General features: G+C 71.8%; 10 protein-coding genes. 7 read left to right on the top strand and 3 right to left on the bottom strand.

The window, feature by feature from the left end; translation table 11 throughout:
- The first annotated feature begins 244 nt into the window (after window positions 1–244).
- On the top strand, window positions 245–2,452 hold the full coding sequence (locus tag ACJJVL_RS04630) for a heavy metal translocating P-type ATPase (RefSeq protein ID WP_405217149.1): 2,208 nt from the start codon (window positions 245–247) through the stop codon (window positions 2,450–2,452).
- A 64-nt stretch (window positions 2,453–2,516) separates the two neighbouring features.
- Here the strand turns inward: ACJJVL_RS04630 and ACJJVL_RS04625 are convergent, their stop codons facing one another.
- Together ACJJVL_RS04625 and ACJJVL_RS04620 are read right to left on the bottom strand one after the other, a co-directional pair.
- Window positions 2,517–3,149, bottom strand: a complete 633-nt coding sequence (locus ACJJVL_RS04625; protein WP_405217148.1) for an arsenate reductase ArsC — start codon at window positions 3,147–3,149, stop codon at window positions 2,517–2,519.
- 110 nt (window positions 3,150–3,259) lie between these two features.
- The gene (locus tag ACJJVL_RS04620) at window positions 3,260–4,693 is read right to left on the bottom strand and encodes a helix-turn-helix domain-containing protein (RefSeq protein WP_405217147.1); all 1,434 of its coding nucleotides are present in this window, start codon (window positions 4,691–4,693) and stop codon (window positions 3,260–3,262) included.
- 170 nt (window positions 4,694–4,863) lie between these two features.
- Between ACJJVL_RS04620 and ACJJVL_RS04615 the strand changes: the two genes are divergently transcribed.
- On the top strand, window positions 4,864–6,753 hold the full coding sequence (locus tag ACJJVL_RS04615) for a phosphoenolpyruvate carboxykinase (GTP) (protein WP_405217146.1): 1,890 nt from the start codon (window positions 4,864–4,866) through the stop codon (window positions 6,751–6,753).
- A gap of 268 nt (window positions 6,754–7,021) precedes the next feature.
- Here ACJJVL_RS04615 and ACJJVL_RS04610 read toward each other — a convergent pair whose 3' ends face one another.
- Window positions 7,022–7,951 (bottom strand): hypothetical protein, encoded by a 930-nt coding sequence (locus ACJJVL_RS04610; RefSeq protein WP_405217145.1) that lies wholly within the window; start codon window positions 7,949–7,951, stop codon window positions 7,022–7,024.
- A 278-nt stretch (window positions 7,952–8,229) separates the two neighbouring features.
- Between ACJJVL_RS04610 and ACJJVL_RS04605 the strand changes: the two genes are divergently transcribed.
- From ACJJVL_RS04605 to ACJJVL_RS04585, 5 genes are all read left to right on the top strand, one after another.
- The gene (locus tag ACJJVL_RS04605) at window positions 8,230–8,892 is read left to right on the top strand and encodes an FMN-binding negative transcriptional regulator (RefSeq protein ID WP_405217144.1); all 663 of its coding nucleotides are present in this window, start codon (window positions 8,230–8,232) and stop codon (window positions 8,890–8,892) included.
- A 48-nt stretch (window positions 8,893–8,940) separates the two neighbouring features.
- The gene (locus ACJJVL_RS04600; RefSeq protein WP_405217143.1) at window positions 8,941–9,441 is read left to right on the top strand and encodes a sigma-70 family RNA polymerase sigma factor; all 501 of its coding nucleotides are present in this window, start codon (window positions 8,941–8,943) and stop codon (window positions 9,439–9,441) included.
- Entirely contained in the window at window positions 9,438–10,130 is a 693-nt protein-coding gene (locus tag ACJJVL_RS04595) for a hypothetical protein (protein WP_405217142.1), read from the top strand. Before ACJJVL_RS04600 ends, ACJJVL_RS04595 begins: the two co-directional genes overlap by 4 nt.
- 223 nt (window positions 10,131–10,353) lie before the next feature.
- The gene (locus ACJJVL_RS04590) at window positions 10,354–12,480 is read left to right on the top strand and encodes a TPM domain-containing protein (RefSeq protein ID WP_405217141.1); all 2,127 of its coding nucleotides are present in this window, start codon (window positions 10,354–10,356) and stop codon (window positions 12,478–12,480) included.
- Between the two features lie 125 nt (window positions 12,481–12,605).
- On the top strand, window positions 12,606–13,394 hold the full coding sequence (locus ACJJVL_RS04585; protein WP_405217140.1) for a PspA/IM30 family protein: 789 nt from the start codon (window positions 12,606–12,608) through the stop codon (window positions 13,392–13,394).
- Window positions 13,395–13,593 lie beyond the last annotated feature (199 nt).

Genomic DNA, 13,593 nt, shown 5'->3' with positions numbered 1-13,593 from the left:
CGGCGGGTCTCGTGAAACGAGCACCTGCGGTGCCCGCTCCTCGACCGGCGGGTGGGTCTCGACGAGGGGTGGGTCTCGAGCGGCGTGGCGGGTCTCGTGACGCGAGCACCTGCGGTGCCCGCTCCTCGACCGGCGAGTGGGGCTCGACCGGCGGGTGAGGCTCGACCGGCGGGTGGGGCTTGACCGGCGGATGGGGCTTGACCGGCGGATGGGGTGGCGGTGGATACCCCCTGGGGGTATAGTGATGGCCGTGAGTGACACCGCGACGACCATTGACCTCGAGATCGGCGGCATGACCTGCAGCTCGTGCGCGAACCGCATCGAGCGCAAGCTGAGCAAGCTGCCGGGCGTCGAGGCGAGCGTGAACTACGCGACCGAGGTCGCGCGCGTGACGCTGCCCGACGGCATGACCATCGCCGACGCCATCCGCACGGTGGAGCAGACCGGCTACTCCGCCGCCGTCCCGGAGCCCGCATCGAGCGACGACCACGACGCGCGTGGCGCGAGCCTCAAGACGCGGCTCATCGCATCCGCGATCCTTGGCACGCCCGTACTGCTGCTGTCGATGGTGCCGCTCCTGCAGTTCCCGGGCTGGCAGTGGGTGGCGCTCGCGCTCACGCTGCCGGTGGCGACGTGGGGCGCGTGGCCGTTCCATCGCGCCGCGGCCGTCAACCTGCGCCACGGCGCCGCGACGATGGACACGCTCGTCTCGCTCGGCGTCATCGCCGCCCTCGGTTGGTCGCTCTGGGCGATGCTCTTCGGCACCGCCGGCCGCATCGGCATGCACATGGAGATGCGCTGGTTCGGCAGTCACGGCGACGAGCTCTACCTCGAGGTCGCCGCGATCGTCACCGTCTTCCTGCTCGCCGGCCGCGCGATCGAGCATCACACCAAGCGCTCCAGCCAGCAGGCCATGCGCTCGCTGGCGCGCCTCGGGGCGAAGGAGGCGAGCGTGATCCGCGACGGTGCCGAATCGCGCATCCCCGTCGGCGAACTCGTGGTCGGCGACCGCTTCCGCGTCGTGCCCGGCGAGAAGATCGCCGCGGACGGCGTGGTCGTCGAGGGCGCGTCGGCGATCGACGCCTCGCTGCTGACCGGGGAGTCGTTGCCGGTCGAAGTCACGACGGGCAGCGAGGTCGTCGGGGCCACCATCAACGGCCACGGGATGCTCGTGGTCGAGGCGACGCGCGTGGGAGCCGACACCGAGCTGAGCCGCATCGCGTCGCTGCTTGAGCGCGCACAGGACGGCAAGGCCGACGTGCAGCGCATCGCCGACCGCGTCTCGCAGTTCTTCGTGCCGACCGTGCTGGTGCTCGCGCTGCTGGCCCTCGTCGGCTGGCTCGTCCTCACCGGCGACGTCACCGCGGCCTTCACCGCCGCCGTCGCGACGCTGATCATCGCGTGCCCGTGCGCGCTCGGGCTCGCGACCCCGACGGCCCTGCTGGCCGGCACCACCCGCGGCGCCGAGCTCGGCATCCTCATCCGGGATGCGCGCGTGCTCGAGTCGAGTCGAGGCATCACAACGATGCTCGTCGACAAGACCGGCACCGTAACGGAGGGGCGGATGAGCGTTGAGACCGTCACGGCGGCGACCGGCGAGGACGCGGATGAGGCGCTGCGCAGCGCCGCGGCGGTGGAGCGCGCGAGCGAGCATCCGATCGCGCGAGCGATCGTCGAGGCAGCGGGCGAGACGCAGGTCGCGACCGATGTGCGCGCCGCGCAGGGCGCAGGCGTGGTCGGCGTCGTCGACGGGCGCGCGGTGCAGGTCGGCAAGCCCGCGTGGCTCGCCGCCGACTGGAGCGTGGCGATGCCGGCAGAGCTCGCCGCCGCCTTCGAGGCAGCCGAGGCGAAGGGCGCCACCGCGCTCGCGATCGCGTGGGACGGCACCATGCGCGCCGTGGTCGCCGTGCGCGACAGCGTCAAGCCCTCGAGCCGGGCCGCCGTCGAGCGGCTCGCGAAGCTCGGCATCGACGTCGTCATGCTCACCGGCGACCATGAGCGGGCAGCCCGCGCCGTGGCGGACGAGGTCGGCCTGCAGCGCGTGATCGCCGGCGTCTCACCGGCGCAGAAGGTCGATGCCGTGCGCGCGGAGCAGGCGAGCGGCGCGAAGGTCGCGATGGCAGGCGACGGCGTGAACGACGCCGCAGCCCTCGCCGCCGCCGACCTCGGGCTCGCGATGGGCACCGGAACGGATGCCGCGCAGCAGGCCGCCGACATCACGCTCGTGCACGGCGATCTCGCCGGCGCGGCCGATGCGATCGCGCTCTCGCGACGCACGCTGCGCACGATCCGCGGCAACCTGTTCTGGGCTTTCGCCTACAACGTGCTGGCGATCCCGCTCGCGATGGCGGGGCTGCTGAACCCGCTGATCGCCGGCGCTGCCATGGCCTTCTCGAGCGTGTTCGTCGTGCTGCACTCGCTGACGCTGCGGCGGTTCCGACCCACCGCCTGAGCGAGCAGGGCGTCAGCGGCTGCCGGCGTGCCCCGCAGCCGTGACCGTCTCGCAGTCGCGTCTCTCAGGCATCGAGCCCGTCGAGGAACTCCTGCACCCGCTTTCGGACGCGGTCGCGGATGCGCCGCACCGCATCGGTGCCGAGCCCCGCCGGGTCGTCGAAGTCCCAGGACTCCACCCGCTGACCGTCGAGCACATCGAACGGGTGGCGGATGAGCATCGTCACGATCACATCGGCCGCGCGCGCGACATCCTCGGTGAGGGGCTTGGGGTACTGCTCGATGAGCGGCACCCCGTCCTCCTCCATCACGTCGGCGACGATGCGGAGCACCTCGACGGCGGGGTTGATCGCAGCGGAGAGCGCCTCGACCCGATCGCCACCGAGGGCGTTGAGATAGGCCGCCGCCATCTGCGAGATGCCGTCGTTGCGGATCGATTCCACGACGATGCGGAGTGGGCCGCCGTCGTCGCGGCGGTCGCCGCGCTCGATGGCGCGCAAGCGGTCGGCGGCGAACCGCAGTGCGCGCGGGGGCAGATGCGTGTGCGAGCGCGCCGCACGAGCGAGGGACGCGTGCGAGTCGAACACGATCCGCTCGACGTAACGCTCGTCGAGCGTGGGATGCTGGCCGGCCAGCTGCGCGGCACCACGGCGGAGGATCTGCTCCGGCGCATCCGCATGGTCCATCGTCGCGGTCATGTCGGCTCCCTCGCTCGACGTGGCCTCTTCAGGGTACGACCGAGGCGTCAGCGTGCCAAGGCCCGGGGTCGCCCCGGCTCGCGCCGCGCGCAGCCAACCGCGAAGCACGCTCAGAGCTCCGGGGCGTGGCGCTCGAGGAACTCGTACAGCTCCGCGTCGTCGACGCCGGGGAAGGTGCCGCTGGGCAGCGGCGCGAGCGTGTGCTGGTGCATGCGCGCCGAGGCCCAGGACTTGTGCCGCCAGCGACCCGCGAGCGCGTCGTCGGGCCGGGCGCAGCAGCGCTCGTCCGGGCACTCGGAGCGCTGCCGGAATGCCGTCTGCGCACCGCGGAAGTACTTCGCGTCGTCGAAGGGCACGCCGAACGAGATGGAGAACTCGCCGTCGGCGCCCGAGCCGATCTGCGTGGAGCACCAGAAGGTGCCACCGGGCGTGTCGGTGTACTGGTAGAACTCCGTCGTGCGCGACGTGCGCTCGAACGCGCTGCGGGCGGCGAACTTGCGGCACACGAGCTGGCCCTCCGCGTGGCCCGACGCATCCACGGGGATCGGGAGCCCGTCGTTCTCGTAGACGCGCGAGAGCGAGCCATCCTCCTGCACACGCAGGAAGTGCACCCTGAGGTCGAGGTCGCGGGTGGCGAGGTTCGTGAAGCGCATCGCTGCGGTCTCATGCGTCACGCCGAACGCGTCGCGGAAGTCCTCCACCGCGAGGTTGCGCTCCTTCTTCGCGCGCCGCAGGTACTCGACCGCTCGCGAGCGCGGCATGAGCGTGGCCGCGGCGAGGTAGTTGATCTCGAGGCGCTGGCGCAGGAACTCGCGGTAGTCGCGCGGCTCCCGGTGACCGAGCAGGCGGTGCGCGATGGCCTGCAGCGCCATCGAGCGCAGTCCGTGGCCGCCGGGGATCGACGCCGGCGGCAGGTAGATGCGCCCGGTCTCGAGGTCGGTGACCGAGCGCGTCGAGTGCGGCAGGTCGGTGACGTACACGAGCTCGAAGCCCAGCCGCGCGGCGATCTCACTCACCGTGCGGTGCGTGAGGCTGCCGCCCTCGTAGCCGACCGCTCGCAGCTGCTGCTCGGCGAGCTCATCGAGCTCCGGCAGCGTGTTGTCGGCATCGCGCATGGCGTGGCGCAGCTCCGTGGCGTCGCGCCGAGCCTGCTCGGGCGTCGCGATCGCCTCGCGCGCCCTGCGGTCGAGCTCGCGGTGCAGGCCGACGAGCGCGCGCAGGGTCTCCTCGCTCATCGAGCGGGTCGGTCGCACCGCAGGCAGGCCGAGGCGCTGGTAGCTCGCGCCCTCCTGCAGACGCGCGAGATCGAGCTCGAGCCGCGAGCGCTCCGTCGGGGGCTCGGGGTCGAGCAGCTGCGACGTGGAGACATCCAGCACATCCGCGATCGCCTGCAGGTGGCTGAGCTTGGGCTCGCGGTGACCGTTCTCGATCAGCGAGAGCTGGCTGCCCGCGAGGCCGATGCGCTCGCCGAGCGCATCGAGCGTGAGATCCGCTGCGGAGCGGAAATGCCGGATGCGGTGCCCCAGGACTGCTGCGTCAACCATGCGGACAGTCTACGAAACTTCCTGCGAATCTTCGCCATGTTTCGCAGATCGAGCCTTCGTGCGTTCAGAAAAGCGGGCGCTGCGGGACAACTTTCGTCGATGTGAAGGATGCATCGTTTCTTCTGCCGCATTCTGCCCCGCACCGTCGCGGTGCCGACGAGACTCGAATCATGACGATCCTCCCCCCTGCGCCGGCCCGCTCATCCGCCAAGCCCGTGAAGCCCGCCCGGGTCAATGCCCCCGAGGGGGCCGACCCCGGCGTCGTCTCCTGGGTCGCATCGGTCGCAGAGCTCGTCGAGCCAGCCGACATCGTGTGGGCCGATGGCACGCCCGAGGAGCACCAGCGCCTTGTCGACGTCATGCTTGAGGCGGGCACCATCGTGCCCGTGCCGAAGCGCCCCAACAGCTACCTCGCCCGCTCGCACCCGGACGACGTCGCGCGCATGGAGAGCCGCACGTTCATCTGCGCTGAGGATCAGCAGGACGCCGGCCCGACGAACAACTGGCGCGACCCGAACTCGATGCGTCAGGTGCTGGGCGGACTCTTCGACGGAGCGATGCGCGGGCGCACGATGTACGTCATCCCGTTCTCGATGGGCCCGGTCGGCGGCCCCATCTCGAAGCTCGGCATCGAGATCACCGACTCCCCCTACGTCGTCGCGTCGATGCACGCCATGACCCGCGTGGGCACCGCAGCGCTGGAGGCGATGCACGGCACGAGCGACTGGGTGCCCGCCGTGCACTCGGTCGGGGCGCCGCTGGCGGATGGCGAGCAGGATGTGTCGTGGCCGTGCAACTCGACCCGCTACGTCTCGCACTTCCCCGAGACGCGGGAGATCTGGTCGTTCGGCTCGGCGTACGGCGGCAACGCGCTGCTGGCCAAGAAGTGCTTCGCGCTGCGCATCGCGTCGGTGCAGGCCCGCGACGAGGGCTGGCTGGCCGAGCACATGCTGCTGCTGCGCATGCGCCACGAGGATGGCCGCACGATGCACCTCGCCGGCGCGTTCCCGTCCGCCTGCGGCAAGACGAACCTCGCGATGCTGCAGCCGACCATCCCCGGCTGGACCGTCGAGACGCTCGGCGACGACATCGTCTGGATGCGTCCGGGCAGCGACGGTCGGCTGTGGGCGATCAACCCCGAGAACGGCTTCTTCGGGGTCGCGCCCGGCACGAGCGAGAAGACCAACGCCACCGCCATGGCGATGATGGAGCACGACACCATCTTCACGAACGTCGCGCTCACCGAGGACGGCGACGTCTGGTGGGAGGGCATGACGAAGGAGGCGCCGGCGGGCCTCACCGACTGGCAGGGGCGCCCCTACGACCCGGCCAACGGTCCGGCGGCGCACCCGAATGCGCGCTTCACCGTGCGCGCCGAGCAGGCGCCGTCGATCGCGCCCGACTGGGATGCGCCGCAGGGCGTGCCGCTCGACGCGATCATCTTCGGCGGCCGACGCCCGACGCAGGTGCCGCTCGTGATGCAGGCGCGCGACTGGGAGCACGGCGTGTACGTCGGCGCCACCGTCTCGAGCCAGCAGACGGCCGCGGCGGAGGGCACCGTCGGCGACATCCGCCGTGACCCGTTCGCGATGCTGCCCTTCTGCGGCTACAACATGGGCGACTACTTCTCGCACTGGATCGACATGGGGCACCGGCTCGGGCGCCACGCGCCGAAGATCTTCTCGGTCAACTGGTTCCGTCGTGACGACGACGGCGGATTCCTGTGGCCCGGCTTCGGCGAGAACGCCCGGGTGCTGGAGTGGATCGCGGGCCGCGTGGCCGGTACCGCTGGCGGCGTCGACACCGCGATCGGCGTCATGCCGGCGGAGGGCGCGCTGAACCTCGACGGGCTCGACCTCGACCCCGACGTCGTGGACGAGCTGTTCGAGGTGCAGCCCAAGGCGTGGCTCACGGAGCTCGTCGACCTGGAGGCGTTCTTCGGCCAGTTCGGCCACTCGCTGCCCACGGGCCTGGTGCGTCAGCTCAACCACGTGCGGTGGCGCCTGGAGCACGCGCAGCAGGCGCAGGCCGCGCAGGTCGCGCAGGGTGCATTGGTCTGACGGGCGCTCGCTCGCTCACGCTGAGGGCGCGATCCCGTTCGGGGTCGCGCCCTTTGCGCGTGCGGCGCAGGCGCGCGGTGAGTGGGGACGCTGCGCGGGGGTGAGTGGGGACGCGGCGCGCCGCAAAGATGTCGCCAGCGGCTCGTCAGAGGCCCTCATACGCGCCGAGCGCGACATTTCTGCTGAGCGCGCGCCCCTGCTCGCCGCTACGCATGGCGAGCGCGTCCCTGCTCCGCCAGTACGCACGGCGCACGCCCCTGCTCCGCGGCTACGCACGGCGGGCGCGAGCGGACGCCACTCGCTGCACGAGCGCGGCGCCACGTCTCCCGAGATCGCCCCTCGTGATGCGCACGATGATCCAGCCGGCAGCTTCGAGGCGCGCGTAGCGGTCGATGTCGCGGATCCACGTGCTCTGCTCGCGATGACCGTCCCCCTCGTACTCGATCGCGATCTTCAGGTCGGGATAGCCGAGGTCGGGGTGCAGGTCGATGCCGTCGACGACGATGAGCGGGTGCACCTCCGGCTCCGGCAGCCCGGCCTCGACGATGAGCAGCCGCGTCACGGTCTCGAATCGGGATTCGGAGCCCACCCGCGCATCCGTCAGTGCCGCTCGCAGCGCCGTCACTCCTGCGAGCCCTGCGCAGCCCTCGAGGAAGGCCGCCAGCTGCTCGGGTGTCGCGTAGCCGACACTTGGTTCGCGCGGCACTCGCAGGTCGGGGTAGCGCTTGGCTGGCGTCAGCAGCGCATCCACCACCTGCACCAGGTGCTCGTGCGAGAGCTCCCGCGCGAGCGTGAGCGCCGTCGAGGGCGGATCGAGCATGCGCAATCCCTCGTGCACGACGCAGAAGAGTCGCTCCTTCGCGACCGTCATCTCGCGGATGCCCTTCGAGCGCGCGCGATTCGACCCTGCGGGTCGGGCGACGTCGAGCAGCTCTGCGCGCGTCCACTTCTGCGCAAGCGGCAGACCCCACAGCCGCGCGGCGGTGCGGCCCGCGAAGGCGTGGTCGGGCGACATTCGCTCGGCGTAGGCGAGGGCGTGCTCAGGCAGCGTCGTGATGGGTGCCGACCGCACGCCGCGGAACGGCCGCTCGAGGTCGTCGCCGCGCAGTCGGCCCGTGCCGACGCCTGCCTGCCGCGCGGCAGCGAGCGTGAATGCTCCCTCGTCGAACGGCTGCGGCAGAGGCGTGTGTGAGCGCATAGATCGGAGGATGCGACATGGTCGCGCTCGCTCGCGCCCCGCGCGCCCGCGGCTGTGGAGAGTGGATGCCTCGATGTGCGGCGGTGCCCCGCGGCAGAGATGTCGGTATCGGCGCGTGTGACTCGCGGTTGCGAGCCGCTGGCGACATTTCTGCGGGGGGAGGTGGGGGAAGCGGGGGCGGCGCGCAATGGCCCCCATCGTCCACCACGCGCGCCCGCTGCGGGGCGCGGCGGGCGCGCTGCGCCCCGCAGCGGGCGCGCGTGGTGGACGATGGGGGCATGCAGCCGAACCCGCTCTATCGGATTGGTGCGCCAGAGGTGCGCGACCTCATCGCCCGCGCGCCGTGGATGCAGCTGATCTCGCACCCCGCATCCGGCGCCGTCGCCTCCCCCGCCCCCGTGCTGGTCGCGCCCGAGGATGACGGTGAGAGCGACGCGATCGTGCTCGAGACCCACCTGGGGCGAGCGGATGCGCGGCTGCACGGCCTGCTCGAGCCAGGCCAGCACACGATGCTGGCGATCGTGCAGGGTGAGCACGGCTACGTCTCGCCCAGCTGGTACCTCGGGGACGACGCGGGGCAGATCCCCACCTGGAACTTCGAGCAGGCGACGCTGACGTGCGACGTCGAGCTGCTGGATGCCGACGCGAACCTCGAGACGCTGCGCCGCCTCGTCGCGCACTTCGAGCAGCAGTACGCACCCGACGACGGCGTGCGGCTCGACCTCGGCGACGAGGGCAATCGCGGCATGGCGATGGGCACCGTCGGCCTGCGCCTCAGGGTGCGCTCCTTCGACGCGAAGTCCAAGATGAGCCAGAACAAGTCGGCGCAGACCCGGGCGTCGGTCGTCACGCACGTGGAGGCATCCAACCCCCGACTTGCCGCTCGCATGCGCATTGCTGCGGCGGATGTGCTCGCCTCCGCGAAACCCACGGCAGACTGACCCCAACCTTCGACCACGGTCGTTCGTCTGAGAGAGCAAGGGAGTCTCGTGACAGCCAGGTGGGAGCAGGTCTGTGCCGAGCTGGTCGCCGAGCGCGGCGACGCGCTGGTGCGGTACGCGATGCTCCTCAGCGGCAACGAGGAGGAGGCGCGCGACATGGTGCAGGATGCGCTCACGGCGACGTTCGGTCGGCTGCGCAACGGCTTCGCGGTCGAGCAGGCAGAGGCCTACGTGCGAAAGGCGATCGCGAACCGCTTCCTCGACGGCGCGCGCCGCGGGCAGCGGTGGCGCAGGATCGCACCGCTCGTCGGCGAGCGTGAGCGTGTCGACTCGGGCTCGACACTCACGGGCGAGCGGCTCGACATGGCGGCGCGGCTGCAGCGGCTCAGCCCTCGCGAGCGCGCCTGCATCGTGCTGCGCTACGACGAGGACCGCACCGTCGACCAGGTCGCGGCGGAGCTCGGCATCTCGTCGGGCGCGGTCAAGCGGTACCTGTCGGATGCGCTGCACAAGCTGCGCGAGATCCTGGAGCGGGAGGGCCGCGCGTGAACGACGACGAGCTGCGCCGGCGGCTGCACGAGATCCCTGCGCCGAGCGCGCGGCTGGATGCCGAGGCGGTGCTCGCCGGTGCGAAGCGTCGCCGGCGGCCGAAGACCATCGCCCTCTCCTCTGCGGCGACCGTCGCCGCAGTGCTCCTCTTCGCGCCGCTCGTGGCGCCGGGAATCTCGTCGCTCGGGCCGAGCGGCGCCGACTCGACGGATGCGGGCGCGGCGCAGGAGGCTGCACCGCAGTCCTCGCCCTCCAGCTCGGCTGACGACGCCGACGGCGACGGCACCGACTCTGGCGCCGCGACCGAGGCCGGCCCAGCCGGCGAGGAGGCGCTGCCGCTCTGCGGGCTGCCGAGCGCTGGCGAGATCGGCCTGGTGGTGTCGTTCGCCGAGCGCCCGACGGGCGCGACGCCGGTGCAGGTGCGCGTCGTCGGCGACGAGGATGCGCGGGTCACGGCCGTCGCGGTCGACTCGCTCGCGATCATCGACGGCGGCGCCACGGTCGAGGCGGGCGCGTCGCGGGAGCAGCTCGTCCTCGATGCGGGCGAGTCGGCTCCGCTCACCGTCGTCACCGTGACCCTGGAGCCCGGCGCGTGCGGCGTCGGCGAGCCCGCGGCGGCGACGCCCGTCGCCATCGTCGGGGTGGACGGGATGGAGCCCATCGCGGTCGTCGGCTCGCCCTGGGAGTGAGCGAACGGCGCGGGCACGACGCCGGATCCCGCACCGCTCGCCTCGCTCCGAGGTCGCGCCTGCACTGATCCGCGGCCGAGTGCTGCACCGGCTCGCCCTCCCGCTCATCCGGCCGTTCGCTGCCAGCGACAGCGACGGACGAGGCTCCAAGGGTGGCGACAGGGTGCGCTGGCTAGACTCGCGCCAGGTCGGCACCCCGAGACGCCGGCGGCTGGGAGCGCAGATGCAGGTCCGGATGGTTCGCCCGTTGGCAGTCGCGGCGCTGAGCGCCGCCGCCGCCCTTGGACTCTCGGCGGGCGCGCTCGCGACCGAGGAGCCCGTCGACCTGGGCGGCGACGTCTTCGTCGACACCACCGGGCAGTTCTCGGGCGACGTCGCCGAGGTCACGAACTACCTCGAGCAGCACAACGCCAGCTCGGAGGCCGACGTCTATGCCGTTGTGGTCGACTCGTACGACGGCATGTCGCGCATCGACTGGTCGGTCGCGAGCGCAGAGGCATCCGGGCTCGGGCAGGATGCGCTGCTGCTGACGATCGCGTGGGACGACAGCGAGTGGGGCTACGCGCTCGCCAGCGGGTATCCGCTCTCCGACAGCGACATCGATTCGATCAGCCAGAGTGCGCTGCTGCCGGCGCTCAACAACGGCGACGTGGCCGGCGGTGTGATGGCGACCGCCGACGCCGTGGCCGAAGCGGTCGCGAGCGGCGGTACGGGTGGCAGCGGCGGCACGGGCGGCACGGAGGTCAACGTCGACGGCTCCGCCGTCTGGCCGGTGGTCGCGCTGGTCGGCGGCGTCGTCGTGGTCGGCGGCGGCGCATGGGCGATCTCGCGCGGTGTTCGCTCGAACCGCAAGCGCAAGGGCGAGCAGGCTGCGGTGCAGCAGCAGCAGCTGAGCCTGCAGGAGCTCAAGCAGCGGGCGGACATCGCGCTCGTGCAGCTCGACGACACGGTGCAGCAGAGCGAGCAGGAGCTCGCCTTCGCGAACGCGCAGTTCGGCGAGGAGGCCGTCGCCCCCTACCGGCAGGCGCTCGACAAGGCGAAGGGCGGGCTGCGCGAGGCATTCGGGCTGCAGCAGCAGCTCGACGACGCGTTCCCCGACACCGATCAGGAGGTGCACGAGTGGTCGAGCCGCATCCTGCAGATCGCGGAGGGCGCCGGCAACGAGCTCGCCAGCCACGGCACCTCGTTCGAGCAGCTGCGCAACCTCGAGCAGAACGCACCGCAGGTGCTCGAGTCGGTGGCGCAGTCGCGCGCCGCGCTGGACGGACGCATCGCGAACGCGAAGCAGATCCTCGACCGCCTCGATGACGTGCACTCGGGCGCCTCGATCGACCCGGTGCGCGAGAACATCGCTGGCGCCGAGCGGCAGCTGCCGAACATCGACCAATCGATCGCCGCCGGCCGCGCCGCCGTGCAGGCCTCGAACGGCTCCGAGGCGGCGCTCGCCGTGCACGCGGCCGAGGCTGCGCTCGCGCAATCCTCCGGCCTGCTGGCCGCCGTCGAGCGCGCCGAGGGTGACCTGGGCAACTCCGCGCGCCAGCTCGACGAGCTCGTGCAGGATTCCATCGGCGACATCGCGGCCGCCAAGACGCAGCGCGCGACCAGCACGACCGATCTGACCCCGCTCATCCGCTTCGTCGAGGAGCAGGTCGCGATCGCTCAGCAGCGCCCCACCGACACGCTCACCGTGCTCGCCAACCTGCAGCGCGCGAACCAGCGCCTCGACGAGGCGACCGGGCAGGCACGCGCGCAGGGCGAGCAGGCACAGCGAGCGCGATCGAACCTCGAGCGCTGGATCGGTTCGGCGCGCGCCAACATCGACCGCGCAGAGGATTACATCTCCACCCGGCGCGTCGGCGTCGGACCGCACGCCAGGCAGCTGCTCGCGACCGCCCAGCAGGAGCTCGCGCAGGCGCTGCGCCTGCAGGGGCAGGACGACGACGCGGCGATGCAGTACGCGCAGGCGGCATCCGAGCACGCCGAGCAGGCGATGCAGGATGCCTCCGGCGACGTGGGCGGCTGGGGCGGCCGGTCGCGCAATCCCTACTACGACCGCCGCGGCGGCCGCGGGCAGGACATGCTCACCGGTGGCCTCCTTGGCTACATCCTGGGCGACATGATGAACGGCTCCGGCGGCCACGGCGGCGGCCACAGCGGCGGCTACTCCGACCCCTTCGCGGGTGGCTCTGGCGGCTCCGGCGGCGGCGGGCTCGGCGACCTCTTCTCCGGCGGCGGCGGCTCATTCGGCGGCGGAGGCGGCGGCTTCTTCGGCGGCGGGTTCGGCGGCGGAGGCGGCTTCGGCGGAGGCGGCGGCGGATTCGGCGGCGGAGGCGGCAGCTTCGGCAACTGACTCGTCACCGCGCCATCGTCGACCCTCGATCGCCATCTATCCGACCCGACATCCACCACACCCATCACAATCGACAGACACCATTGACCGGCCGCTCCCGGCGGCACCCCGCAGGAAGGAACACCATGTCCAAGCAGTCCATCCTCGGCCGCATCGCGCAGCTCGCGAAGGCCAACGTCAACGCGCTCCTCGACCAGGCAGAGGACCCGCAGAAGATGCTCGACCAGATGGTTCGTGACTACACGAACTCCATCGCCGACGCAGAGGCGGCCATCGCGCAGACGATCGGCAACCTGCGCCTGCAGGAGCAGGACTACCAGGAGGACGTGCGAGCCGCCGAGGACTGGGGCCGCAAGGCACTCGCAGCGTCGCAGCGTGCCGACGAGATGCGCACCTCCGGCTCCCCGGATGCCGCGAAGTTCGACAACCTCGCGAAGATCGCCATCGGCAAGCAGATGCAGTCGGAGTCGGAGGCTCGCTCGGCCGAGCCCTCGATCCAGTCGCAGAACGAGGTGGTCGACAAGCTGAAGTCGGGCCTCGACACCATGAAGGGCAAGCTCGACGAGCTCAAGTCGAAGCGCTCGGAGCTCATTGCCCGCGCGAAGGTCGCCGACGCGCAGTCGCAGGTGCACGACGCCGTCAAGTCGATCGACATCATGGACCCCACGAGCGAGATCGGCCGCTTCGAGGAGAAGATCCGCCGCGAGGAGGCCAAGGTGATGGGCCAGCAGGAGCTCGCGGCCTCGTCGCTGGACGCGCAGTTCGAGGCACTCGAGGATGTCGGCCACCAGACCGAGATCGAGGCTCGCCTCGCGGCGCTGAAGCACGGCGGGCAGCAGGCCGTCGAGTCTGGGGCGTCGCAGTCGCAGCAGGGTTCGGGCGATGCTGTTGAGGCTGAGGTCATCGATCGCTGAGCAGGGCTGAGGCGAGACACGAGGGGTCGGGCTGGTGCCCGGCCCCTCGTGCTTGGTGTCGCGGGTCTCGTGACGCGCACGCGCTGCGCGCGAGCGCTCCTCGACCGACGGGGGCGCGGGTCGCGGGGTCTCGTGACGCGCACGCGCTGCGCGCGAGCGCTCCTCGACCGACGGGGCGGGGGCCCCGACGGTCGAGGAG

Origin of the sequence: Agrococcus sp. Ld7 (assembly GCF_045064095.1) — a bacterium.
In the GTDB taxonomy this organism is placed as follows: domain Bacteria; phylum Actinomycetota; class Actinomycetes; order Actinomycetales; family Microbacteriaceae; genus Agrococcus.
The sequence above is the reverse complement of the archived record's forward strand: the minus strand, read 5'-3'. Positions and strand labels throughout refer to the sequence as shown.

Coding starts and splice junctions, on each gene's coding strand:
- ACJJVL_RS04625 (WP_405217148.1), bottom strand. CDS start 3,149: ATGACCGCGACGATGGACCATGCGGATGCGCCGGAGCAGATCCTCCGC.
- ACJJVL_RS04620 (WP_405217147.1), bottom strand. CDS start 4,693: ATGGTTGACGCAGCAGTCCTGGGGCACCGCATCCGGCATTTCCGCTCC.
- ACJJVL_RS04610 (WP_405217145.1), bottom strand. CDS start 7,951: ATGCGCTCACACACGCCTCTGCCGCAGCCGTTCGACGAGGGAGCATTC.
- ACJJVL_RS04585 (WP_405217140.1), top strand. CDS start 12,606: ATGTCCAAGCAGTCCATCCTCGGCCGCATCGCGCAGCTCGCGAAGGCC.
- ACJJVL_RS04630 (WP_405217149.1), top strand. CDS start 245: ATGGCCGTGAGTGACACCGCGACGACCATTGACCTCGAGATCGGCGGC.
- ACJJVL_RS04605 (WP_405217144.1), top strand. CDS start 8,230: ATGCAGCCGAACCCGCTCTATCGGATTGGTGCGCCAGAGGTGCGCGAC.
- ACJJVL_RS04590 (WP_405217141.1), top strand. CDS start 10,354: ATGCAGGTCCGGATGGTTCGCCCGTTGGCAGTCGCGGCGCTGAGCGCC.
- ACJJVL_RS04615 (WP_405217146.1), top strand. CDS start 4,864: ATGACGATCCTCCCCCCTGCGCCGGCCCGCTCATCCGCCAAGCCCGTG.